We start from the raw sequence: 23,343 nt of genomic DNA, 5'->3' as shown, positions 1-23,343 counted from the left end.
TTGCAAAGCAGAGTTTTTACTGTTTGCTCGGTGGGGGTTATCACCCTAAGCCAGCAATAAAAACGAGCCAGGTTTCCAACACTCCCAAATTTATTTCAAGGAATTGTAGAAAATGAGGAAATCGGATGATTTTTGATCAATTACAACAGATAGGTCGTTATCGTGGTTTGCATCCCCATCTGGATCAAGCGATCGATTATTTGTTAACACATGATATGGCGAGTTTTGCTTTAGGGCGCTACGCCATCAATGAAGACAAGGTGTTCTTCTTTATACAGGATAATCAGCTTAATCAAGAGCCAGATGATTGTTTTGAATACCATGAACGTTTTGCAGATTTCCACTTTTTACTAGAAGGTCGAGAATTGATGCATTACGGTCAGCAGGTGAAAGAAGTTATCAAGGATTACGAAGAAGAGAGCGATATTGGTTTTGTTTCTTGTAACCTAGCGACTCCTCTTCATCTGACAGAAGAGAATATTGCCATTTTCCTACCAAATGAACCGCACCAGCCTAATCTGTATGATCGGGCAGGTGAGCGGGTCAAGAAATGCGTAGTGAAAGTGCTTATTGACTAAAAGAGGGAGACGAGAAATGAGAAATAGGAGTACACAGTTGTTATCATCTATTTTTAATACCGATAATTGGCTGATGAGAGTCTGTGAAAAAATCTTGGATTTAGTCACGCTCAATCTCTTGTTTCTGATTTCTTGTTTACCGATTGTGACGATTGGCATTGCTAAAATTAGCCTGTATCGAAGCTTGCAAGAAGTGCGAGAAAGTCGAGGAGTTCGAGTGATTCGCCTCTATGTCCATACCTTTAAGGCAGAATGGAAGCACGGTCTGGCTTTAGGGGGGATTGAGATTTTGGTCAGTATCATTTGCTTGATGAACTTCCTACTTTTTAGAGGTCAGACAGCGATGGTATTTCAAGGGATGAAAATGCTGGCGTTTGGGCTTTTTTTCCTGATGATCATGGTGATGCTCTATGCCTATCCTTTGGCGGCACGCTTTGAACAAAGCTTGCAAGAACTCTTACAAACCGCTTTCGTGCTGGCAGGTCTGCATTTCTTGTGGACTTTTGGGATGTTAGGCTTTGTTGCCTTGCTTACCTTTTTACTCATAGGATCAAGCTGGACCATTGTCTTTGGAGGCATGTTCTTCTTGTTAGCAGGATTTTCAAGTTTAGTTTATCTACAACTTGGAATTCTGGAGCCGATTTTTAGAAAATATGACAATTCCCCTCAATAAGGGAATTACGAATACCAATTAGATGAAAAATTCCTTCGCAAGATGGGTCAGATGAGGTTTTCATAACCTAGAAAAGACCCTCTCTTGGGTTGGACTTTTACGTAATAGAAAGACAAAGAAAGCAGATGTTCTTTCTTTTGTAATGGAGAAAACAAATGAAAAATTTAGAAAAATACCATGGAATTATCCCTGCATTTTATGCATGTTATGATGAAAATGGGGAGATTAGCCGAGAAGGCGTTCGTAGCCTAGCAGAATACTTTATCGAAAAAGGCGTGCAAGGCTTGTATGTCAATGGTTCTTCTGGCGAATGTATCTACCAAAGTGTGGCCGACCGTAAAGTCGTGTTGGAAGAAGTCATGGCTGTTGCCAAAGGGAAATTAACCATTATTGCCCATGTTGCTTGTAACAATACAAAAGATAGCGTCGAATTGGCACGCCATGCAGAAAGTCTTGGAGTGGATGCGATTGCGGCAATTCCACCGATTTATTTCCGCTTGCCAGAATACTCTGTTGCCCAATACTGGAATGACATGAGTGCAGCAGCTCCAAATACGGATTTTGTGATTTACAATATTCCTCAGTTGGCAGGTGTAGCCCTCACTCCTAGTCTTTACAAAGAAATGCTCAAAAATGAACGGGTTATTGGGGTGAAAAATTCTTCTATGCCAGTTCAGGATATCCAAACCTTTGCTAGTCTTGGTGGCGATGACCATGTCGTCTTTAATGGTCCAGATGAGCAATTCCTAGGTGGTCGTCTCATGGGTGCTGCTGCTGGTATCGGAGGAACTTACGGTGCCATGCCAGAACTCTTCTTGAAACTCAACCAATTGATTGCAGACAAGGATTTGGAAACAGCTAAAGAATTGCAATTTGCGATTAACGATATTATCAAGCATTTAGTAGCTGCACATGGCAATATGTATGCGGTGATCAAAGAAGTATTGCGTATCAACGAAGGATTAAATCTAGGAAGCGTACGTGCACCTTTAACTCCAGTATGTGAGTCTGATAAAGCCGTTGTCGAAGGAGCTGCCCGCTTAATTCGTGAAACCAAAGAGCGTTTCTTGGGAGCGTAATTAGCAGCACGATTTCAACGAATGCGATGTTGGTGTCTCCTGCATAGTTGGGTGGGGTGCGAACGGTGAGTAGTACCCGTTCAACTAAGGTGTCTGCTACACTAAGCTCGTTTTACTAGAGGAAGAGGAGAAGAGGTGACTCATGAAAAAATATGTTGCCATTGATATTGGTGGGACTAGTATCAAGTACGGTTTGATTGATGAGGAAGCTCATTTGTTGGTCAGCCAAGAAATGCCGACAGAGGCTCATAAAGGCGGTCCAGAGATTTTGAAAAAGGTGGCGACGATTGTCTCAACTTACTTGGAAGAAGTTAGTTTATCTGGCATTTGCATTTCCTCAGCAGGAATGGTCGATCCAGATAAGGGAGAGATTTTCTACGCTGGACCACAAATTCCAAACTATGCTGGTACGCAGTTTAAAAAAGATTTAGAAGCCCAGTTTGGCATTCCGTGTGAGATTGAAAATGATGTCAATTGCGCAGGGCTTGCTGAGGTTGTTTCAGGAAGTGGGAAAGGGGCAAAGGTAGCTGTTTGCTTGACAGTCGGTACAGGTATCGGGGGTTGTCTCTTGATTGACTCCCATGTTTTCCACGGTTTTAGCAATTCGGCCTGTGAAGTGGGCTATCTCCACTTACCAGACGGAGCTTTCCAAGATTTGGCGTCAACGACTGCCTTGGTTCGCTATGTGGCAGAAGCCCATGGTGATGATGTCAAAGATTGGAATGGACGGCGGATTTTCCAAGAAATTCAAAAAGGCAATCCGCTCTGCGTGCAGGGAGTGGACCGTATGGTGCATTATTTGGCAAAAGGAATTGCCAATATCTGCTATGTGGCCAATCCAGAAGTGGTGATTTTAGGCGGTGGTATCATGGGGCAAGAAGCGATTTTAAAACCAAAAATCGAAGCGGCTGTGAAAGCCAATCTTGTATCCAGTATCGCCGAAAAAACCAAGATTGTTTTTGCCCAACACCAAAATACAGCAGGGATGTTTGGAGCTTACTATCATTTCAAACAAAAACAGGGATAATCAAAAACTCTCGCGTCATTTACCGCGAGAGTTTTAGGCTCTTTGTCAACTGTAGTGGGTAGATGTCAGCTAACATCTAGAGAGGACCAACTTGGTCTTCTCTTTTTTGATGTTTAAGGCAATCAAAATCCGCTTTTTGAAGTTTTCAAAGTTCCTGAAACCAAAGGCATTTCGTTTAATGACTTTGATAAGATTATTGGTAGCTTCCAATTTAGCGTTGGAATAAGGCAATTCCAAAGCGTTTAAAACCTTGTCCTTATCCTTTAGAAAGGTCTTAAATACCGTCTGGAAAATAGGGTTAACAGTGGCTCTTTCTTGCTCAATTAGGTCAAAGAAATGCTCTGAGTTCTTCTCTTGGAAATGGAATAAAAGAAGTTGATAGAGTTCATAATGTTGTCGTAACTCATCTGAGTAGGATAGGAGCTTGTCTAAGATTTCCTTATTGGTCAAATGCATGCGAAATGTAGGGCGATAAAATCGTTTATCACTGAGTTTACGGCTATCTTGTTGTACCAGTTTCCAGTAGCGTTTTAAGACACGGTATTCCTGGGATTTTCTATCGAATTGATTCATGATTTGTATGCGGACACGGTTCATAGCACGGCTGAGATGTTGCACAACGTGGAAACGATCAAGCACGATTTTAGCATGAGGAAAAAGTTGTTTGGCTAGTTGATAGTAAGGGCTAAACATGTCCATAGTGATGAATTTAACGCGGTTTCTGACCTGTCTAGGGTATCTCAGAAAGTGATTTCGGATGGTTGCTTGCGTTCTTCCATCAAGGATAGCGATGATGTTATTTGTGTCAAAATCTTGAGCGATAAAGCTCATTTTCCCTTTCTTGAAGGCATACTCATCCCAGGACATGACTTCTGGAAGCTTAGCCCAATCCGTTTCAAACTTAAACTCATTGAGTTTTCGAATAACTGTAGATGTTGAAATGGAGAGTCTGTGTGCGATATGTGTCATTGCTTGCTTTTCGATGAGTAATTGTGCGATTTTCTGGTTGACAGCGACAGAGATTTGATGGTTCTTCTTAACAATAGGAGTTTCAGCGACCGCTATTTTCCCACAGTCTTTGCACTTGAAACGACGCTTTCGAAGGCGGATAAGTAGCGGGTAGCCAGCAGTTTCTAAGTAGGGGATTTTAGAGGCTTTCTGGAAGTCGTACTTAGCCATTTGTCCCTTGCAGGAAGAGCATTTAGGGGCTGTGTAATCCAAGTGACCGTGGAGTTCTAAGTGTGTTCCCATGTCGCATTCATTAGTGATCGTGATATTTTTGTCTTTCATTTTGAGAAAATTTGTGATAAGATTTAGTTGTTCCATATGAGTCTTTCTAAATGATGGTTTTGTCGCTTTTCATTATAGGTCATATGGAACTTTTTTTTCTACACTGAAAAAGGTTCCATAATCTCCACAGTGGATTTACCCACTACAGATATTATAGAGCCGAGTTTTAGGCTTTATGGGAATGTAATAGTGTATTCTTGTTTAATCGTATCATCGAATGTTAGCAGTTCGGTAATACTCTTCTTGGCAGATTCGGTCGCTTCTGTTAACAGTCCATTCTCGATAGCTTTTTCTTCAATGTTTTCTTTCAATTCTTTTTTTGCTTTGGTAGAATCCTCAATCGTAATGGGATTAAAGAGTCCTGAAGACTGGTCATAGTATTTGATAGACTCTTCATCTAGTTCATGAGAGAGAATTTTGGGTTTCGGTAGCTGAATTGCAATGTTTTTCCCGTGTGCATCCACCTTAATATCCTTCAAATCAATTCCTGCATGGATAATGCCGTTAAAACTAATCATGAGGTGTTTTGAGGTTAAAAATGGGATGTCGAGAGTACCGAATAGTTTTTGAGTATTATTGTATTCTTCAACATCTGTATAGATATATTTGGCAGTCGTAAGTTCTTTGGCAGCCTCTAATTTGGCAGATACGACAGTCGAATTGATTTTTGTTTGATTGGCATTTCGAGTCATGAAAAGCCATCCTCCAACAATTAATGCAATCAGAACGAATAGATAGATGATTTTAGCTCCTGCTTTTTGGAACATGCCGCTGAATAATTTCATAAAAAATCCTCCTATTGATGAATATAACAGGATTATACCAAAACATGTACTATAATTCAAGTTTAAAACTGTTTCTATATTGGGTTTAGAAACCTTTTAAAAAGTCCTATCTTTATTATATAAAGAATGAAGGATGGACTAGGTATGGAACATAAATTAGAACTAGGGCAAAACATTCGTAAATATAGAATTATGCGGGGGTTGACCCAGGAAAAATTAGCAGAATATAGTGACCTTTCTGTGAATTTTATCTCCAAAATGGAGAGGATGGAAAAACAAAATATCAGTATTGACAAACTATCCTCTATTGCGGAAGTATTGAAGGTGACCATTGCTGATTTGATTTCCCTGACAGAACCTAAGCAGCCTAAATATGGACCCAATATGCAGTTATTGATCAAGCAATTGGAGCAGTTAGATACAGATAAGGCAGAACGGTATAGTCAGATTTTTGTTAGAATTTTAGATGAAGCGGATTGTTAAATGTAAAATCTATTTTTCTCATCACGATGCGAGAATTTTCTGAAAAAACATGCTATAATAGTAGAAATACCACGAAAAAGGACTAGGAAGATGACATTAGTATATCAATCAACACGAGATAGCCACAATACCGTAACCGCCAGTCAGGCTATTTTGCAAGGTTTGGCAACAGATGGAGGCCTCTTTACCCCGCTGACCTATCCTAAAGTAGAATTGGACTTTGAACGTTTGAAAGACCTGTCTTATCAGGAAGTAGCAAAGGTCATTTTAGGAGCATTCCTGGATGATTTTACGGAAGCTGAATTAGATTATTGCATTACCAATGCCTATGACAGCAAGTTTGATGATCAGCACATTGCACCCTTGGTAAAGCTAGATGGACAATACAATCTCGAGTTATTCCACGGCTCAACGATTGCCTTTAAGGATATGGCCTTGTCTATCTTGCCTTACTTGATGACAACAGCAGCTAAAAAGCATGGATTGGAAAATAAAATCGTCATTTTAACAGCAACTTCTGGCGATACTGGAAAGGCTGCGATGGCTGGTTTTGCGAATGTTCCAGGGACTGAAATTATTGTCTTTTATCCCAAAGATGGTGTCAGCAAAGTTCAAGAATTGCAAATGACCACTCAAACAGGCAACAATACCCATGTGGTTGCTATTGACGGAAACTTTGACGATGCACAGACCAATGTCAAGGAAATGTTTAACGATGAAACCTTGCGTGCGAAATTAGCAGAACAGAAGATGCAATTTTCATCTGCTAATTCAATGAATATTGGTCGCCTTGTGCCACAGATTGTTTACTATGTCTATGCCTATGCGCAATTGGTTAAGGCAGGTGAAATTGTAGCAGGACAGGAAGTCAATTTCACAGTTCCAACAGGCAATTTTGGGAATATTCTTGCGGCTTTTTATGCCAAACAAATTGGCTTACCAGTTGGAAAATTGATTTGTGCTTCGAATGAAAACAACGTCTTGACCGACTTTTTTAAGACCAAGGTGTATGATAAGAAACGTGCCTTTAAGGTAACAACCAGTCCGTCCATGGACATCCTTGTTTCATCAAACTTGGAACGCCTGGTTTTCCACCTGTTAGGAAATGATGCGGCAAAAACAGCTCAATTGATGACAGCCTTATCAAGAGAGGGTCAGTACCAATTAGACCCAGTAGATCCAGAGATATTGGACCTCTTTGCAGCAGAATGGGCGACGGAAGAAGAGACCGCTCAAGAAATTAAGCGTGTGTATGATATGTCTCGCTACATCGAAGATCCGCATACAGCAGTTGCTTCTAGCGTCTACCAAAAATATGCCATAGCCAGTCAAGACAGCAGAAAAACAGTGATTGCTTCAACGGCTAGTCCTTATAAATTCCCCGTTGTTGCAGTGGAAGCCATCACAGGAGAAACAGGCTTGAGTGATTTTGAGGCTCTTGCAACTTTACAGAGTTTATCAGGAGTGGCTCTTCCACCAGCAGTAGACGGTTTAGAAACAGCCCCTGTTCGCCATAAGACAGTTGTTGCAGCAGCTGATATGCAAAGAGAAGTTGAGCGCTACCTAGGAGTTTAGTCAGAAATCATTGTTAAAAATAATAGAAAGTGGAGGCAGGAGCAAGCTCTTCGCCTCTTTGCGATATGGTAGAATACAAAAAAATAATGCAGATAGCCTTGCCAGCTATGGCAGAAAATGTCTTGCAAATGCTCATGGGGATGGTGGATAGTTACTTGGTGGCTAGTTTAGGCTTAGTCGCTATCTCAGGCGTATCTGTCGCAGGAAATATCATTGCGATTTATCAGGCCATTTTTATTGCCTTAGGAGCAGCTATTTCAAGTGTGTTAGCACGCAGTATGGGTGCAGGGGACCAAAAATCACAGGCTAATCATGCAACGGGAGCACTGACAATGACCCTATTGATGAGTCTCATCCTGGGCTTGATTTCCCTTTGCTTTGGACAAGAGATTCTCAGTTTATTAGGAACTGAAAAACTTGTGGCAGAAGCAGGAGGCATCTTTCTAGCCATTGTAGGTGGGACGATTGTCTTTTTAGGCTTAATGACCAGTCTGGGGGCCTTGGTACGCACGACTGGCAATCCTCGTTTGCCCATGTATGTTAGCTTGCTAACCAATGTTTTAAATGCATTTTTCTCTAGTTTTTTTATTTTCATCCTTGACTGGGGGATTGTAGGTGTTGCTCTAGGAACCGTTTTGGCTCGCCTAGTGGGGGTTGTGGTCTTGTGGAAATCCCTCACGATTTCCTTTGCTAAGCCTAGCTGGAGCCTAGATAGGGAGTTGCTTCGCCTATCCTTACCAGCGGCAGGAGAGCGTCTCATGATGCGGGCAGGCGATGTCGTCATTATCGCCCTTGTCGTACGCTTTGGAACGCAGGCTGTCGCAGGGAATGCGATTGGCGAGGTACTCACCCAGTTCAATTATATGCCAGCATTTGGGATTGCAACAGCGACCGTCCTCTTGGTAGCACGTAGCTTGGGTCAGGGAAATAGAGAGGAAATTAGCCAGATAGCAAGGAAAAGCTATTGGTTAACCCTTGGTTTCATGCTGCCATTGGCGCTTTTGATTTACGCTTTTGGAACTCCCTTAACGCAGTTGTATACACAGGATAAGGAAGCAGTCGCTGCCAGTCTCTTGGTTATCCTCTTCTCGCTTTTAGGGACGCCATTTACAATAGGAACTGTCATCTACACGGCGGTATGGCAGGGCTTAGGCAATGGCAAACTTCCTTTTTACGCGACAACGATTGGTATGTGGGGAATTCGAATTGGCACAGGCTACCTGCTTGGCGTGACCTTGGGTCTTGGCTTACCCGGTATCTGGGCTGGAACGCTTTTAGACAATGCCTTTCGCTGGCTATTTTTGGGACTGCTTTATAAAAAAAGAATAGGAGCGTAAGCTCTCCAAACCATTTAATACTCGTCAAAAATCAAAATCTGACGTCGTTAACTCACCTTGCTGAACTTCAGTTCTAGCTATGATTTCGTTGCCTAGTCAGATTTTGATGTTAAATGAGTATAAAAAAGATTTTTACTAGATATAATCAACAGAAATAAGAAAAGACCTCAAGAAAAGTATCGCCATTTGGTCATGCTTTTCTGAGGTATTTTTTGATATAAGCCTGGTTTTTCTCGATAGGATTGTACCCAGGTGAGTGGGGAGAAAGAGGTAAATGTTTGTTCCCTTGAAACCTAGCATTATCCATCATAATGACCGATGGTATACCTGATGTCGGTAACAAAGATTTCTGAAATGACCATTCAAAAAAATCACTTGTCATGAACTCCCCGTAAACCATTGTTTATATCTGGAGATAGTCTCCAAACTTCTCGTAGGAAAATTCAGTAGAATAATTCGAGAAATTTATCTAGAGTTAAATGGATTTAAGTAGGAAGTTTTTAATTAAATTGTTTATAATACTTCTCATTAAACAACTTTTGAAGGTTTATTTTAGGTTTGGGTTGCGCTTCTAGGATTGGGGACAAGATTTTATCCAGAAGTAATTCAGCTTCTTTTTGATATTGTATATCAGAATTTGTATTGTCGATATCATCCGTGTAATAATAAGAAAAACCGCCTAATTTATTAAAAACATATTTCTTATCTTCAGTATGATCCCAAAGATGAATATATGATCTTCGACTTAATATTAAAGAGTTATCCAATAAAATAGCACCATTCCCATCGAAATCGTAGGATAATTTATTTCTAGTAGGTTTCTCTATATCATCTAGACGACTTAATATAATAACCAATTCAGGATTTGTCCCCTCTTTCCGAGGTAACTGTTGGACATAGTAACCTGCATAATGAGATAGATTATAGGCGATATACAGCTTTCCAACACCCCAAAGGATGAGGCAAGAAAATATTATAGCAAGTATGATTCGTAGTTTTTTCATGTTTGTTTCCTATTGACTTGATGTATCACTGTTTCTTTTTAATCTTCGCTTCCACCATATTTTAATGCCAGTCAAGCAATTCGTCATTAGAAAGGATAGTAGAAAAATTTTCACTATTTTATGTCCTTTATAAGTCCAATCAAAGAACCACTGTAAATCGATGATAGGAGTGGGGAGATTATCCAATAATTGGCTAGCAGTTTGATTAGTGGTTTGATACATTAAATGTTTTTCCTCGTCAGAAAAGGAGGTTTGCTTGACGCTATTACTTGGATAATGTGTTTTTTCTAAAGGATTAAAATTACGATCAAAGAAGTAATACGCATTTTCTCCATCAGTTTTTAATGGATCTGGCATTCTTAGTTTATATTTATAATTAAAATAATTAACTTGTGACAATGAATAGCTATAATTCTCACTATCTTTTAAATGGAGGTATGTAATGTAATTAATACCATCATAAGAGTATCTAAATATCCCATTTTCTGATTTTCTTTCTACAAAGTCTGGATTTATATGATAATATAAATAATCAACTAATATAAACGGAATGCCTTTTTTAGGGGTAAGGTGGGAGTGCTTAAAGTAATAGACAGTGTGAGTTCCCAAATGGTTGTATAACCAAAACGTTGATAGCATAGATATTATTGTAGATAAAAATAGCTGTTTAAGTAGTTTTCTTAGTGACATGATTACCTTCTTTTCTTAGCTTTATTAGGGGTTAATTTTTCTTTTTAGGTAATAATTTAGAAAAAAAGTTTTTACCATATCAAATAAATGTTGACTAGTTTTAGTTTATAATTGTGTTTTTTGCTTTTCTGTTTCACCAATTTTAGTGATGGTCTCCTCAAGATAAGTTTGGTAATTTTGTAGTTCTTGATGATATTTTGGATGTTCACTTTTAGAGGATTCTATTACTTGGTTGATAGCGTTGATTTGTAACTTAGTATCTTGATTGGCTGCATTCTTATTATGAAATACTTATTCTTCAGTCTCAACTAGGATAACCCCATTTTGCAATGCAGCTTCAATGGATGAATCAAGTGTTTGCGGAGAAGAATCTGAATTGTAATCAATATAGCTGTCGGTCACATTCATTGAATCATCGGCAAAAGCTACATGCTCAATATTCAATAGTAAAGTAGTACTAAAAAGTGTTAGCCCAAGAGAATGCAATAGAGTTGTTTTCTGTTTCATATTTCCTCTTTTTCGTTCTATTTTAATAGAGAATATTATAGCATACCTATAGTAAAATAACGTATTCATTTGTTTTGCTAAAAACGGTGTTTCTTTTTAGTGGATTTATAGAATAGACTCCTTGTCAAACAAAGTGATATAATAAAGTTAGGAATGATGAAGCAAGTAAAACATTAAGTGAACCTCATTTTAAGCGTCTTATTGGTCTTGAACGCTCTATATTTGAAGTTATATTGGTCGTGTTGATAGAAAGCACATCAACTGAAGTATGAAAGCAGAGGAAACGGTTATCGTTGATGCGACAGAAGTCAAGAGAAACCGCCTTAAAAAAGTAATCTTCCTAGTTACTCTGGTAAGAAAAAATTTCATGCCCTAAAAGAACAAGTGATTGTGAACCTAGGGGGAACAGACACCACGGGAATTAAGTAAATTTATAATTGCTTGCTTTCAAGGGTCAGAATCAAGATAGAAAATATCTTTGCACATTCAAAACCTTCAAAGTCTTTTTGATACCTTATCGCCATCATCGTAAATGGTTGGGATTATGAATGTATTTCATTGCTGGAATTATCAACAGAGAGTTAGGTTTGCAATTTCGCAGGAAGTCCAGTATTGTCTAGAGCATGAACTACTTCAAGAAATACCGAGAGTTATAGCCATATTGCAAACTATCACAAGTTGTCTGGTTTGTAGAACGTTGATAAATCAACATTCTAGTAGAAGAGGTTAGCGAAATGTTCGCTAGCTCTATTTCCAACCTTTCGCAATTCTCAATTGTGAAAGCCAGTCAACTTGTGGTGGTGGGTGGGAGTAAACGAATCCAGTGGATTCGTTTAGCCTGAACCTAAAGATAAAGGAGTGAGGAAAATCGATTTCTTCGAAATAACGATTGAGTCCCACTCCCAAAAAGTGCTAGGTCTGCGTAACAAGTTCCAGCATTCTAAAATTTAAGCTACACTAGGTATATCATAGATAGTATTTTTTCAATGAAAACAAAGGAGGACGATATGACGAGCTTTATTTGGGATTTAGACGGCACCTTACTGGATTCCTATGATGCGATTTTGGCAGGTATTGAGGAAACCTATGCTCATTATGACTTGGAGTTTAATCGTGAGGCGATTCGGAGCTTTATTTTACAGCATTCGGTCTGGGAATTGCTAGAAAAGGTAGCGGCAGAAAATGATTTGGACGCACGTAAGCTGAATGCCTACCGCGGTAGTAGCTTGCAGGAGAAAAATGCGCAGATTCATCTAATGGCAGGGGCCAAAGAAGTGTTGACTTGGGCAGAAGACGCAGGAATTGCTAACTTTGTCTACACCCACAAGGGAGCCAATGCCCATCAGGTCTTAGCTGATTTGGGGATTGCCCAGTATTTCACGAAAATTGTGACCAGTGCAGATGGCTTTGCGAGAAAGCCTCATCCAGCTGCCATTGATTATCTAGTGGAGAAATATGATTTAGACAAGGCTAGCACCTACTACATCGGGGACCGTCGGCTGGATGTGGAGGTAGCAATCCATGCCGGTATTCAAAGTATTAATTTTCAAGCCTACCCATCACCTGTCAATCAGGAAATTTCGATATTATTGGATATCAAAACTTTGAAGATATAAAAATAAAAAGGTGGATTTTATGTACGCTCCCAAAAGTTAGACCAAAATCTAACAATAGGGAGGTCGGTACACTAATCTGCCTTTTTCTGTTTTATAATAGATAGAATTGTTTTAAAAGAATGGAGTAATTCCTTTTGTTCTTCTGAATCTAGCGTAGAGATTTCTTCTACAAACTCCAATAAGTCAGGATTCTCGAGGTTAGTATGAAATTGGAAAAATTCAGCTGGGCTTGCCTCTAGTCCAATAATGATTTTTTCTAGGGTATCAATTTTAATGTTGGAACCTTTGGTTTCGAGTGTTGAGATGTAATCAGTACCCACATCAGCAGATTCACTAAGGTGTTGCTGGCTCATTTTTCTCCGTTTTCGCAAAACCCTTACTCGAGAACCTATGTATTTTTGTAAATTGTAATTCGTCATGTTCTTTCCTTTTATTCTATGATACAGGTATTTTGGGTGACAAAGAACCTACTTACAGACTATAAAAATAATAAAAATATTTGACCGCAAACTATATTTTGTGATAAAATAGTCTCAAAACAATATTATATAGCCAAAAGGAGAATAAGATGAATATTAAAAAAATTGCTGTAAGCTTGACGACTATAACCGTATTAAATACTATTAGTCCGCTTGTCGGGGTTTATGCAGAGGAAAATGGCGTTCCTATGCAAACATCGTCGGATTCTTTAGCAGAAATTGCACAGTTAAATCAAGAATTGGAGCAATTATGGCTACTGAAACAATCACTTGAATATGAGGTTGGTGTTTTAAAATTTAGATTATTGGATACAGATCCAAATAAAGAACCTATACCCGAAGGAGGTCTCAGAACTTATGATGTTGATTGGAAACAGTTAACAGAAGAAGAAAAGCAAGAATTGAGAAAGCAACTTGCAGAAAAAGAACCTCAGCTAGGTAAAATTGAGTCAGAACTGAAGACGAAACGAGAACGTTTAGAACAGGCTTTGGATACCTATCTTCAAGGAAAGGTCCAAAAAGAAGATTCTAGTTACGATTTACAAGTTATCTTAGCCGAATATGGCTTATCTTTTGAAGAATTGTCGGATTATATAGTGACCGAGCAAGATAAAATTCCTCCCTATAAATTTCGTTTAACTAAACCTGATGGAAAACTTGCAGAGACTATTGGTAGAGGTGTATCAGCTTATGATTATATTCATACATTTGCTAAAGCTTGGGCAGACTATAAAGCAGAGCACGGCTCGATTCCTAAGAAAAATGTGCCTCTTCCAATAGATAAGGAGAACAGCGCTCAACCATCAGAGACAGTAGCTAGCCCATCAGGAACTACGACGAGCCAACCTGTGGGTACAGATAGCACTTTAATAGCTGAAATTCCGCTAGGTGCACCATCAGCTCCATCTGTTCTTCAAGGTTCATCAGCGGGTGTGACGGTGACTGTATCAAGCCAAGATGCTGAGCGTATTAAGAGTATTCGTAGTACGCCAGTCACAAATGCACAATTACCAAATGGACTTTCGATGAAGGATGTCGATTTGTATGACATTAATCCTCTGGATGAAAATGGCAATGTAGTGCAGTTCAGTGAGAATGCTACAGTGACACTTCCAGTTGCAAAAGGAAGAAAAGTCTTAAAAGTCATTTATTACTTGCCAGAGACAGGTACGATAGAAGATCTTGCGTTTCGTTACGATGCAAGGACTAATCAAGTCATTTTTACCATGAGCCAGTTCTCTCAATATGGTATTGTTTACGAACCAGAGAATGCTAGCAGTACTAGCCAAACAGCTGCAAAATCTGAAAAAGGTAAACTACTTCCAAAAACAGGGGATCATGTGAGTTTATTAGGCTTTGTAGGAGCAGGATTATTAAGTATGTTGGGATTAGCCTATTCACGTAAATCAAACTAAGTTTTTCAGAAAATCAAGCAAATAGCTTGATTTTTTCTTTTTGGCGGTTTATAATTGACTAGTCAATGATTGACAAATCAATTATAAAAAGGAAATAGCATGACAGCCATCCATCACATTCTCTACCAGCTTCATGTAACGGATCAAGCGGTGACTCAGTTGTTTGAAAAAGGCTTGGGCATCAGTTTGACACGCTATGAGTTATTGCAGGTCTTGTTAAAAGAGGCACCTTGTAACCAGATTCAGGTTCAGAACGCTCTAAAAATCGATCAGGCAGCCCTGACTCGGCATTTTAAGATTTTAGAAGAAAAAGGTTATGTGAGCAGAACGCGCAATCCCAAAAATCAGCGTGAAATTCTGGTTGATGTGACGGATTTTGCCAAAGAACAGCTTATCACTGCACCGCCCAGTCATCACTTGGCCGTAAAAGAGCAAATGGAAGGGGTTCTCTCCGAGGAGGAAAGTATCACCCTTCAAACCTTGCTGGATAAGCTGGTTGTTGGTTTGGAAAATCTTGCTATTGAAAAAGATTAGAAAGAAGGAAATCCTATGTCCCTGATTACGACTATTTTAGCAACTCTTGTTGCCCTTGAGCACCTCTATATTTTTTACTTAGAGACTATTGCCACTACTTCTGACAAGACTAGTCAGACTTTCAATATGGCTAAGGATGAGCTAGCTCGCCCCTCTGTGACGGTTCTCTTTAAAAATCAAGGCATTTACAATGGCTTGTTAGCAATTTTTCTTCTCTACGGGATTTTCATTTCACACAGCTTGGAAATCGTTACGATTTTTGTCCTGTATGTGATTGGCGCTGCCCTTTATGGAGCAGCAACCTCTAATAAGTCTATTCTCCTCAAACAAGGTGGCCCAGCTATTTTAGCTCTTTTGAGCATTTTGTTGTTGAAGTAAAGAAAAAGTCGAGAAAACTCGGCTTTTTTTGCTCTAAACAATAAAAAGGTATATAATGGGAGTAGGAAAAGTAAACAGAGAGGAGTCAATCATGAAAAAAAGAATCTATCTTGTCGGTTTATCTGTTCTTGCTCTTGTTTTAGGAGCCTGTTCAAATCAAGCTCAGCCAGAAGGAGACGCGAGCAGCAGTAAAGTTCAGACGACAGTTTCGAGTAGTGAAAAGGCTATGGACAGCGCTTCAAGTAGTGATGGAAGCACAAGTTCTACAAAAATAACGAAAGAAGAAAGCAGTAAGATGAATATCACGGAATTAGTCAATGGGGCTTATCAGACGGTGAAAGGTACCTGGAAGGACCAAGAAGGAAATACCTTAACTTTTGACGATAAGGGTCTTGTATCAGATGTTTATGAAGGCTATGGTCTATCTGCGACAGATTATGGAACGGCTTCAGGAGGTATCTATGGAGGTGAAACAGGAGGTTTTCTTATCGAATTTATCCCCGCTGGTGTGACGATTGAAAATCATGAGAATTTTACAGATACATCTGATTCTAAGAAAGACAGAATTTGGACAGGTGTTGGAATGAACAGTTTTGCGGAGCAAGGTCAGTTTTACTACCGTGTTTCTCAATAATCTTTAATACTCATCAACAATCAAAATCTGACGTCGTTAATTTACCTTGCTTCAACAGTCCAGAGAACTGTTGAAGGTTGGAAATAAGGATTATGAAATAATCCTCAGCTAACCTCAGTTATCCCTGCGGTTTTTAGGACACAAGCTACGCTAGTTTTATCTATCACCGAGTTTGGGACAAAAGTCTGATTAGAAAAGTAAAAAACGAACAAAGGAAGAGTTAAAATCTTAAAACTCTCTCTTTGTTCGCTTTTTGTATCTATTTTAGTAAAAGATACTATATGAAGCTATAGAATTTCTAACGTGAAAATTTTTTGTCCCAAACTCCCTAGTCAGATTTTGATTTTTATGGAGTATGCTTGAAGGTTCGCTATATTACACCAAATTGTTGAAAATCTGACCTTTCAGGAGGTTGAGAACGAGACTCTCATCATTTTTTGTTTTTATTGTAAACTTTTAGAAGAAGCTATGCAAACGTTTGACTAAACAAGGAAAAGTGATATAATAGAAATGAAAACGCTTAACATACAAAAAGGAGTTGCCATGGTCGAATTAAAATTAAAAAGTATTTATAAAAAATACCCAAATAGTGAACATTATTCAGTTGAAAATTTTAATCTGGATATCAAGGACAAGGAATTTATCGTTTTCGTTGGACCGTCTGGCTGTGGGAAATCAACAACGCTCCGCATGATTGCTGGGCTTGAAGATATTACTGAAGGAGAGTTGTATATCGACCAAGACTTGGTGAATGACATAGCTCCAAAAGACCGGGATATTGCCATGGTTTTCCAAAACTATGCCCTATATCCGCACATGACAGTGTACGATAACATGGCTTTTGGACTGAAACTTCGTAAGTATTCCAAGGAAGATATCGACAAACGGGTACGCGAAGCTGCGGAAATCCTATCTCTGACAGAATTCTTGCAAAGAAAACCAGCAGATTTGTCAGGGGGGCAACGTCAGCGGGTAGCTATGGGACGTGCGATTGTCCGTGATGCCAAAGTATTCTTGATGGATGAGCCTTTGTCAAACTTGGATGCGAAATTGCGGGTATCCATGCGTGCAGAAATCGCAAAAATCCACCGTCGTATCGGTGCGACTACGATTTATGTAACCCATGACCAAACAGAAGCGATGACCTTGGCAGACCGTATCGTTATCATGTCTGCTACGAAAAATGAAGCAGGTACAGGAACGATTGGTCGCGTTGAGCAAGTTGGCAGTCCAGAAGAGCTCTACCATCACCCAGTCAATAAATTTGTAGCAGGATTTATCGGAAGCCCAGCCATGAACTTCATGGATGTGACTTTAGAAGGCCATGAAATTGTAGCTGAAGAATTGCGGTTGAAGGTACCTGAAGGTTGCCTTAAAGTACTACGCGATAAAGGCTATGCAGGTAAGAAACTGATTTTTGGTATTCGACCAGAAGATGTGAATATGGAAGTTGCATTTCTTAAAACATTTCCAGATTCAGTTGTGAGAGCGACCATTTCGGTTTCAGAATTACTTGGTTCTGAAGCTCATTTGTATTGTCAGTTAGGACACAATGAATTCATCGCGCGTGTAGATGCGCGAGATCATTTGAAAGCGGGGAGTCAGATAGAGCTTGGATTTGATTTGAATAAGGCTCATTTCTTTGATCCTGAGACAGAAAAAACAGTCTATTGATTCTGTTTGAAATGAACGTGTGATACTGTATACTTACCTTCCTGAGCCGCAGCATCAGATAAATTAGCCTAAAACTCGCTTGGAATCTTTAGCTAAGATGTCAGCGAGTTTTTCTATGATGGTGATTTGCTCGCTTCTGCCTAGGTCTATGGTATAATAGGTTTATGGAAACGAAGAAAACATTATTACTGATTGACGGTTCTTCCGTCGCTTTTCGGGCCTTTTTTGCCCTTTACCAGCAGATGGATCGATTTAAGAGTCCGAGTGGCCTTCATACCAATGCGATTTATGGCTTTCATCTTATGCTCCATCATCTTTTGGAGCGGATTCAGCCAAGCCACATTTTAGTCGCTTTTGACGCGGGCAAGACGACCTTTCGGACAGAGATGTATGCAGACTACAAAGGCGGTCGTGCCAAAACTCCAGATGAATTTCGTGAGCAATTTCCTTTTATTCGCCAGATGATTGAGGTACTGGGCATTCAGCATTATGATTTGGAGCAGTACGAAGCAGATGATATTATCGGAACCTTGGCCAAACAAGCAGAGGCTGATGGTTTTTCTGTGACCATTGTCAGCGGGGATAAGGACTTGATTCAGCTGGCAGATGATCATACGGTGGTTGAGATTTCGAAAAAAGGGGTCGCAGAGTTTGAAGCCTTCACTCCTGCGTATCTGATGGAAAAGATGGGCATCACGCCTGCTCAATTTATTGACTTAAAAGCCTTGATGGGAGATTCTTCGGACAATATCCCTGGAGTGACGAAGATTGGAGAAAAAACAGGTCTGAAGTTGCTCAAGGAATATGGTAGTTTAGAAGGATTGTACCAAAATATCGAGGGGATGAAGAAGTCCAAGATGAAGGAAAATCTCATCAATGACAAGGACATTGCCTTCTTGTCTAAGACGCTTGCGACCATTGATACAAAAGCACCGATTGAAATTGGCCTGACAGATTTAGCCTACAAGGGTCCCAAGGTCGAGGAACTTGGACGTTTCTATGATGAAATGGGCTTTACCCAGCTGAAAAAAGCGATGAATGCGGCTGAGGAAACCACTGATACGACGGAAGTAGCTTTTACAGAGGTGACAAGTGTTGACCCAACCATGCTCTCTCAAGACCAATTTTTCCATTTTGAGCTCGTGAAGGACAATTACCATACGGAAGAAATGGTTGGCTTTGCTTGGGGCAATAAGGAGAAAATCTATGTCAGTCATGACTTGACCCTTCTGACCCAGCCCGTTTTTAAGGAGTTTTTAGAGAGTACAGCTCTCTGTGTGTATGATTTCAAGCGGGCCAAGGTGCTATTGAGCCGACTGGGGATTAACCTTGTGCGTCCAGCTTTTGATAGTCGTTTGGCTAAATACCTTCTATCAACCGTAGAAGATAATGCTATCTCAACCATCGCGAACTTGTATGGAACAACGATTCTTCCGACGGATGAAGAATTCTACGGCCGTGGGGCCAAGCAAGCTGTTCCAGAAAAGGATGTGCTTTTTGCCCATTTAGCAAGGAAGGTAGCAGTGCTGGTCGAGACAGAGCAGCCGATGAGAGAGGCTTTGCAAGAGCACGGGCAAATGGCCTTGTTAGAAGAAATGGAGCAGCCTTTGGCCTATGTCCTTGCCAAGATGGAAATCGCAGGAATCCGAGTGGAGAAGGCCACTCTTCAAGACATGCAGGCAGAAAATGAGATTGTCTTAGCTCGTTTGACCCAAGAAATCCACGAGATGGCTGGCGAAAAATTTAATATCAATTCCCCCAAGCAGCTGGGTGTGATTCTTTTTGAAAAGTTAGGATTGCCTTTGGAGATGACTAAGAAAACCAAAACGGGCTATTCGACAGCAGTTGATGTTTTGGAGCGTTTGGCTCCCATTGCACCCATCGTGGCCAAAATCTTGGAATATCGCCAAATTGCCAAACTGCAATCAACGTATGTGATTGGCCTGCAAGATTCCATCTTAGCAGACGGGAAGATTCATACGCGTTATGTGCAGGATTTGACCCAGACAGGTCGCCTGTCCAGCATTGACCCAAATCTGCAAAATATCCCTGTTCGCTTGGATCAAGGACGCTTGATTCGTAAGGCCTTTGTGCCAGAGTGGAAGGACAGTGTGCTGTTGAGTTCGGACTATTCCCAGATTGAATTGCGGGTTTTGGCCCACATTTCAGGAGATGAGCATTTGATTGATGCCTTTAACCATGGAGCGGATATCCATACCTCGACAGCTATGCGGGTCTTTGGTATTGAAAAGGCCGAGGATGTCACCTCTAATGACCGCCGAAATGCCAAGGCTGTGAATTTTGGGGTGGTGTATGGGATTTCAGACTTTGGTTTGTCCAATAACCTTGGCATCACACGTCAAGAAGCGAAATCTTACATTGATATGTATTTTGAACGCTATCCTAAAATCAAGGAGTATATGGAAACGGTCGTGCGGGAAGCAAGGGATAAAGGCTATGTAGAAACCCTCTTTCACCGCCGTCGCGAAATTCCAGATATCAATTCTCGGAATTTCAATGTGCGTAGTTTTGCGGAGAGAACAGCGATTAACTCTCCTATTCAAGGAAGTGCCGCTGATATTTTAAAAATTGCTATGATTCGTTTGGATCAGGCTTTGACCGATGGTCAGTTTAAAACGCGGATGCTGTTGCAAGTCCACGATGAAATTGTCCTTGAAGTGCCTAATGAGGAGTTGACCGTTATTCGTCAGTTGGTCAAAGAAACGATGGAGACCGCTATTGCTCTCTCCGTTCCCCTGGAGGCAGATGAAAATGCAGGAAAAACCTGGTATGAAGCAAAATAATCTCGTTTTAGGTTATTTTAAGCTACAGGCGATATACTAATACCATCAAATAAAGACCTCCTAACTTTATTTTGATAACATCCTAAACTTTTTCATAATAATCTCCGAAAGAAGGGCTCGTAAAGGGCTCTTCTTTTTGCATTTTCTATTCGAAAGCCTTTTCAATGTGGTATAATAGAGGAAAAAGGAGGAAGTACCATGTACGAATTTCAAAATCCAACAGACGAACAAGTGAAGAGTTATCTAGCTAATAGTAAGACCATTGCAGTGGTTGGCTTGTCCAATCGTGAAGAAACAGTCAGCAACCGCATTGCGAAATTTATGCAGGACATGGGCTATCAGATTATCCCAATCAATCCTCGTCTAGCTGGCAGCGAGATTTTAGGGGAAACGGTCTATGCAACTCTGGCGGATGTGCCTGTAGCGATTGACATCGTGAATGTCTTTCGTAGAAGCGAGTTTTTGCCAGATGTGGCACGGGAGTTTGTTGAAACAAATGCCAAGATTTTCTGGGCCCAATTAGAGCTTCAAAACGAAGAGGCAGCCGCTATTTTAGAAACTGCCGGTCGTGACGATGTGGTGATGAATCGTTGTATCAAGCGAGAATACGTTCGCTTGATGACAGGAGTAAGCTAGTGTCTACCTTGGTCATTATCCGCGGCAATTCTGGTTCAGGAAAGACGAGTCTGGCAGAGGCCATGCAACATCACTATGACCGTAAAACCTTAGTGGTTTCTCAAGATAATGTTAGAAGAACCATGTTGAAAGAAAAAGTTGAGCCAGGAAATCTATCCATTGGGCTGACAGAAACCATCGCACGTTTCGGGTATGCAGAGGATTTGCTGGTCATTGTTGAAGGCTTTTATGAAGCTGATATTTATGGGGAGATGCTAGCGCAATTGCGTCAGCTGTTTGCTCCTCGTGTCTATGCCTATTACTATGATATCCCCTTTGAAGAAACGGTTAAGCGGCATGCTACTCGCTCCAAAAGGGCTGATTTTACACCGGACGATATGAAGCGGTGGTGGAAAGAGAAGGATTATCTTGGATGGGCAGAAGAAGTCTTGCTGTCAGCTGAGCTGAGTTTAGAAGCGACTGTTCAACTGATTTGTCAAGCAATTGAACATAGCTGATGAATGGATTGAAAAAAGTAGCATTGTTTTTGTAAAAAATAAAGGAAAACGGAATGAGTTATTTAACAGAGGAATTATTTGGGAATGTTGAAACATTTTTAGAGGAGCACCTCACAGAATATGAAAGTGTTGAAGAAGCGGTTGCAGCTTATATGAACCTATACAATGAGCAAAATCAGAAAAAACGTCAAGGCCAGGCAGGTTTCATGGAATTGTCTGATTTGCTGGAAGAATTAGCCTACGAAAGAGAGGATACAAGACGTTTACAACTCGCTCAACAGATTCTAGAACGAGACAAAGAGAATATAGATGCAAAGATTGCCCAGTTGGAAGTAGAGTCAGTTAACCAATTGGAAGTATTATCCCAACTCAAGGAATTCGAGAGTCAGGAGCGGAAAAAGTGGTTAAAAGGAGAACGGTCTGGTTGGGTGAATTTCAAAGAACGGCCCTACATGCGTTTGAAAAATCGTTTGGCTTTTCAGTATTTTAACCAAAAAATGTATCCACAGGCTTTGAAACATTTTGAAGAACTCTATCGGATGAACCCTAGTGATAATTTGGGAAGTCGGTATATGATGATGGTACTTTATTGTTTTCTTTACCAATGGGATAAGGCTGTGAAATTTGCAAACCAGAAAGAACACAAAGAGGATGCGGAGATGATTGGGAAACTCCTTGTGTTGGCGATTATCACAGAGCGGAGCCTGGATGCCCAGCATCTCTTTAAGAAAATGATAGATCTGGATGAGAATTTTCTAGCTGCTCTTGACTTTTCTAGAGATGTAAAAAGTGCACGTACGATGTTTTCGATTTCAAAAGAGGGGTATTTCGAAGTTTCAAGTCTTTCCTTATTCGATGGATTAGAGGAGTTTCTGTTTGGGACAGAAATTGTCTTTGAATGGTTACGGAAGCACTATGAAGAGTATTATCAGGCAGAATTTGAGCTTCATACTGAACGCAATCCGCTATTTGCAGGTTTACCAAGTGGAGCCGTTGAATCCTTGCTTGAAGAAGGCTTGATTCGACCAGAAGATTTTCAGTCATTTAAGAAAAAGGATTTGTTGGCTTTGCAAGGGATTGGCAAGGTGAGTGTAGAGCGCTTGATTGCTAATGGTGTTCAGCTGAAAGAAGACTAGAAATATCCTAAAGAGGTTGTGTCAATAGTAGATGTGATAAAAAGTGCATGATAGCAAGCTTTTTGAAGTCTTGCTATCATGCGTTTTTCTATGTTGATACTCAATGAAAATCAAAGGTAGCGATTTTGGGCCTTTCTTAGATGTTTCCTACCTCTTTTTTATCACTATCCTTTTCATTTGCTGAAAAAGCATCCTGTTTGACTTATTTAGTCCACTTCATTTCATAGCAAAAAATAAATTTTTATATATGGTTTAGCTATTTTTGAAATTAAATGAGTATGAAGAATGTTTTCTTAGCATCTTATCGCAGTGATTAGAGTGATGGACTAGGCACATCCAACTCTGCCATTGTTCACATGCCTTACTGAGCTTTATAATCGTCAAAAATCAAAATCTGATGTGGGTAGCTCACCTTGCTGAACTCTAGGTTTCGTTGCCTAGTCTGATTTTGATAGAGTAGAATTCTCAAATCGATAGCTCGTTAAAATTTACACAAAATACACACCTGAATG

23 protein-coding genes and 1 pseudogene are annotated in these 23,343 nt (G+C 40.1%); 17 read left to right on the top strand and 7 right to left on the bottom strand.

All coding sequences use genetic code 11. The annotated features are described in order from the left end of the window. Positions 1-125: 125 nt before the first annotated feature. The 4 genes from BFM96_RS02575 to BFM96_RS02560 all read left to right on the top strand — a co-directional run bounded on the left by BFM96_RS02575 (position 126) and on the right by BFM96_RS02560 (position 3,357). Entirely contained in the window at positions 126-578 is a 453-nt protein-coding gene (locus tag BFM96_RS02575; RefSeq protein ID WP_068989915.1) for a YhcH/YjgK/YiaL family protein, read from the top strand. 16 nt (positions 579-594) lie between these two features. Further along, positions 595-1,251: a YesL family protein gene (locus BFM96_RS02570; RefSeq protein WP_068989912.1), complete on the top strand. Its 657-nt coding sequence runs from the start codon at positions 595-597 to the stop codon at positions 1,249-1,251. Positions 1,252-1,406: 155 nt separating this feature from the next. Continuing rightward, positions 1,407-2,330, top strand: a complete 924-nt coding sequence (locus BFM96_RS02565; RefSeq protein WP_068989909.1) for a dihydrodipicolinate synthase family protein — start codon at positions 1,407-1,409, stop codon at positions 2,328-2,330. A gap of 142 nt (positions 2,331-2,472) precedes the next feature. Next, the gene (locus BFM96_RS02560; protein ID WP_068989906.1) at positions 2,473-3,357 is read left to right on the top strand and encodes an ROK family protein; all 885 of its coding nucleotides are present in this window, start codon (positions 2,473-2,475) and stop codon (positions 3,355-3,357) included. Positions 3,358-3,426: 69 nt separating this feature from the next. Here the strand turns inward: BFM96_RS02560 and BFM96_RS02555 are convergent, their stop codons facing one another. Together BFM96_RS02555 and BFM96_RS02550 are read right to left on the bottom strand one after the other, a co-directional pair. Then, positions 3,427-4,683, bottom strand: coding sequence for an ISL3 family transposase (locus BFM96_RS02555; RefSeq protein ID WP_068989905.1), 1,257 nt, complete (start codon positions 4,681-4,683; stop codon positions 3,427-3,429). Positions 4,684-4,820: 137 nt separating this feature from the next. Next, positions 4,821-5,432: a DUF4230 domain-containing protein gene (locus tag BFM96_RS02550; RefSeq protein ID WP_068989903.1), complete on the bottom strand. Its 612-nt coding sequence runs from the start codon at positions 5,430-5,432 to the stop codon at positions 4,821-4,823. A gap of 144 nt (positions 5,433-5,576) precedes the next feature. Between BFM96_RS02550 and BFM96_RS02545 the strand changes: the two genes are divergently transcribed. From BFM96_RS02545 to BFM96_RS02535, 3 genes are all read left to right on the top strand, one after another. Then, positions 5,577-5,915, top strand: a complete 339-nt coding sequence (locus BFM96_RS02545) for a helix-turn-helix domain-containing protein (protein WP_068989898.1) — start codon at positions 5,577-5,579, stop codon at positions 5,913-5,915. Between the two features lie 90 nt (positions 5,916-6,005). Beyond that, complete coding sequence (gene thrC / locus BFM96_RS02540) at positions 6,006-7,490, top strand: threonine synthase (RefSeq protein WP_068989895.1); 1,485 nt, start codon at positions 6,006-6,008, stop codon at positions 7,488-7,490. A 65-nt stretch (positions 7,491-7,555) separates the two neighbouring features. Next, the gene (locus BFM96_RS02535) at positions 7,556-8,827 is read left to right on the top strand and encodes an MATE family efflux transporter (RefSeq protein WP_068989892.1); all 1,272 of its coding nucleotides are present in this window, start codon (positions 7,556-7,558) and stop codon (positions 8,825-8,827) included. Positions 8,828-9,017: 190 nt separating this feature from the next. Here BFM96_RS02535 and BFM96_RS11315 read toward each other — a convergent pair. The 4 genes and pseudogenes from BFM96_RS11315 to BFM96_RS02515 all read right to left on the bottom strand — a co-directional run. Continuing rightward, positions 9,018-9,227, bottom strand: a pseudogene (locus BFM96_RS11315) (IS630 family transposase); the annotation flags it as partial. A 100-nt stretch (positions 9,228-9,327) separates the two neighbouring features. After that, positions 9,328-9,831: a hypothetical protein gene (locus BFM96_RS02525; protein WP_068989887.1), complete on the bottom strand. Its 504-nt coding sequence runs from the start codon at positions 9,829-9,831 to the stop codon at positions 9,328-9,330. 9 nt (positions 9,832-9,840) lie between these two features. Continuing rightward, the gene (locus tag BFM96_RS02520) at positions 9,841-10,521 is read right to left on the bottom strand and encodes a hypothetical protein (protein ID WP_068989884.1); all 681 of its coding nucleotides are present in this window, start codon (positions 10,519-10,521) and stop codon (positions 9,841-9,843) included. Between the two features lie 291 nt (positions 10,522-10,812). Continuing rightward, on the bottom strand, positions 10,813-11,028 hold the full coding sequence (locus tag BFM96_RS02515) for a hypothetical protein (protein WP_068989882.1): 216 nt from the start codon (positions 11,026-11,028) through the stop codon (positions 10,813-10,815). 1,007 nt (positions 11,029-12,035) lie between these two features. On the opposite strand from BFM96_RS02515, the gene BFM96_RS02510 reads away from it, so the two are divergent. Next, positions 12,036-12,644, top strand: a complete 609-nt coding sequence (locus tag BFM96_RS02510; protein WP_068989880.1) for an HAD-IA family hydrolase — start codon at positions 12,036-12,038, stop codon at positions 12,642-12,644. A 71-nt stretch (positions 12,645-12,715) separates the two neighbouring features. On the opposite strand, the gene BFM96_RS02505 is transcribed toward BFM96_RS02510, so the two are convergent. Continuing rightward, the gene (locus tag BFM96_RS02505; RefSeq protein ID WP_068989877.1) at positions 12,716-13,063 is read right to left on the bottom strand and encodes a helix-turn-helix domain-containing protein; all 348 of its coding nucleotides are present in this window, start codon (positions 13,061-13,063) and stop codon (positions 12,716-12,718) included. A gap of 149 nt (positions 13,064-13,212) precedes the next feature. Here BFM96_RS02505 and BFM96_RS02500 point away from each other — a divergent pair, with 149 nt between their 5' ends. From BFM96_RS02500 to BFM96_RS02460, 9 genes are all read left to right on the top strand, one after another. Beyond that, positions 13,213-14,538 (top strand): LPXTG cell wall anchor domain-containing protein, encoded by a 1,326-nt coding sequence (locus tag BFM96_RS02500; protein WP_068989874.1) that lies wholly within the window; start codon positions 13,213-13,215, stop codon positions 14,536-14,538. A 99-nt stretch (positions 14,539-14,637) separates the two neighbouring features. After that, positions 14,638-15,072: a MarR family winged helix-turn-helix transcriptional regulator gene (locus BFM96_RS02495; protein WP_068989871.1), complete on the top strand. Its 435-nt coding sequence runs from the start codon at positions 14,638-14,640 to the stop codon at positions 15,070-15,072. Positions 15,073-15,087: 15 nt separating this feature from the next. Further along, positions 15,088-15,450, top strand: a complete 363-nt coding sequence (locus BFM96_RS02490; RefSeq protein WP_068989868.1) for a DUF1304 domain-containing protein — start codon at positions 15,088-15,090, stop codon at positions 15,448-15,450. A gap of 91 nt (positions 15,451-15,541) precedes the next feature. After that, entirely contained in the window at positions 15,542-16,084 is a 543-nt protein-coding gene (locus tag BFM96_RS02485) for a DUF6287 domain-containing protein (RefSeq protein ID WP_188595297.1), read from the top strand. Positions 16,085-16,627: 543 nt separating this feature from the next. After that, positions 16,628-17,758 (top strand): ABC transporter ATP-binding protein, encoded by a 1,131-nt coding sequence (locus tag BFM96_RS02480; protein ID WP_068989864.1) that lies wholly within the window; start codon positions 16,628-16,630, stop codon positions 17,756-17,758. Positions 17,759-17,922: 164 nt separating this feature from the next. Further along, entirely contained in the window at positions 17,923-20,562 is a 2,640-nt protein-coding gene (gene polA / locus BFM96_RS02475; RefSeq protein WP_068989861.1) for a DNA polymerase I, read from the top strand. Positions 20,563-20,760: 198 nt separating this feature from the next. Continuing rightward, positions 20,761-21,198, top strand: coding sequence for a CoA-binding protein (locus tag BFM96_RS02470; RefSeq protein WP_068989858.1), 438 nt, complete (start codon positions 20,761-20,763; stop codon positions 21,196-21,198). Next, a complete protein-coding gene (locus tag BFM96_RS02465) occupies positions 21,198-21,695 on the top strand; it encodes a kinase (protein WP_068989855.1) in 498 nt (165 codons plus the stop codon). The genes BFM96_RS02470 and BFM96_RS02465 overlap by 1 nt, the downstream gene beginning before the upstream one ends. Positions 21,696-21,748: 53 nt before the next feature. Further along, complete coding sequence (locus tag BFM96_RS02460; protein WP_068989852.1) at positions 21,749-22,831, top strand: hypothetical protein; 1,083 nt, start codon at positions 21,749-21,751, stop codon at positions 22,829-22,831. Positions 22,832-23,343 lie beyond the last annotated feature (512 nt).

Origin of the sequence: Streptococcus himalayensis (genome assembly GCF_001708305.1) — a bacterium.
Taxonomy (GTDB): domain Bacteria; phylum Bacillota; class Bacilli; order Lactobacillales; family Streptococcaceae; genus Streptococcus; species Streptococcus himalayensis.
The sequence above is the reverse complement of the archived record's forward strand: the minus strand, read 5'-3'. Positions and strand labels throughout refer to the sequence as shown.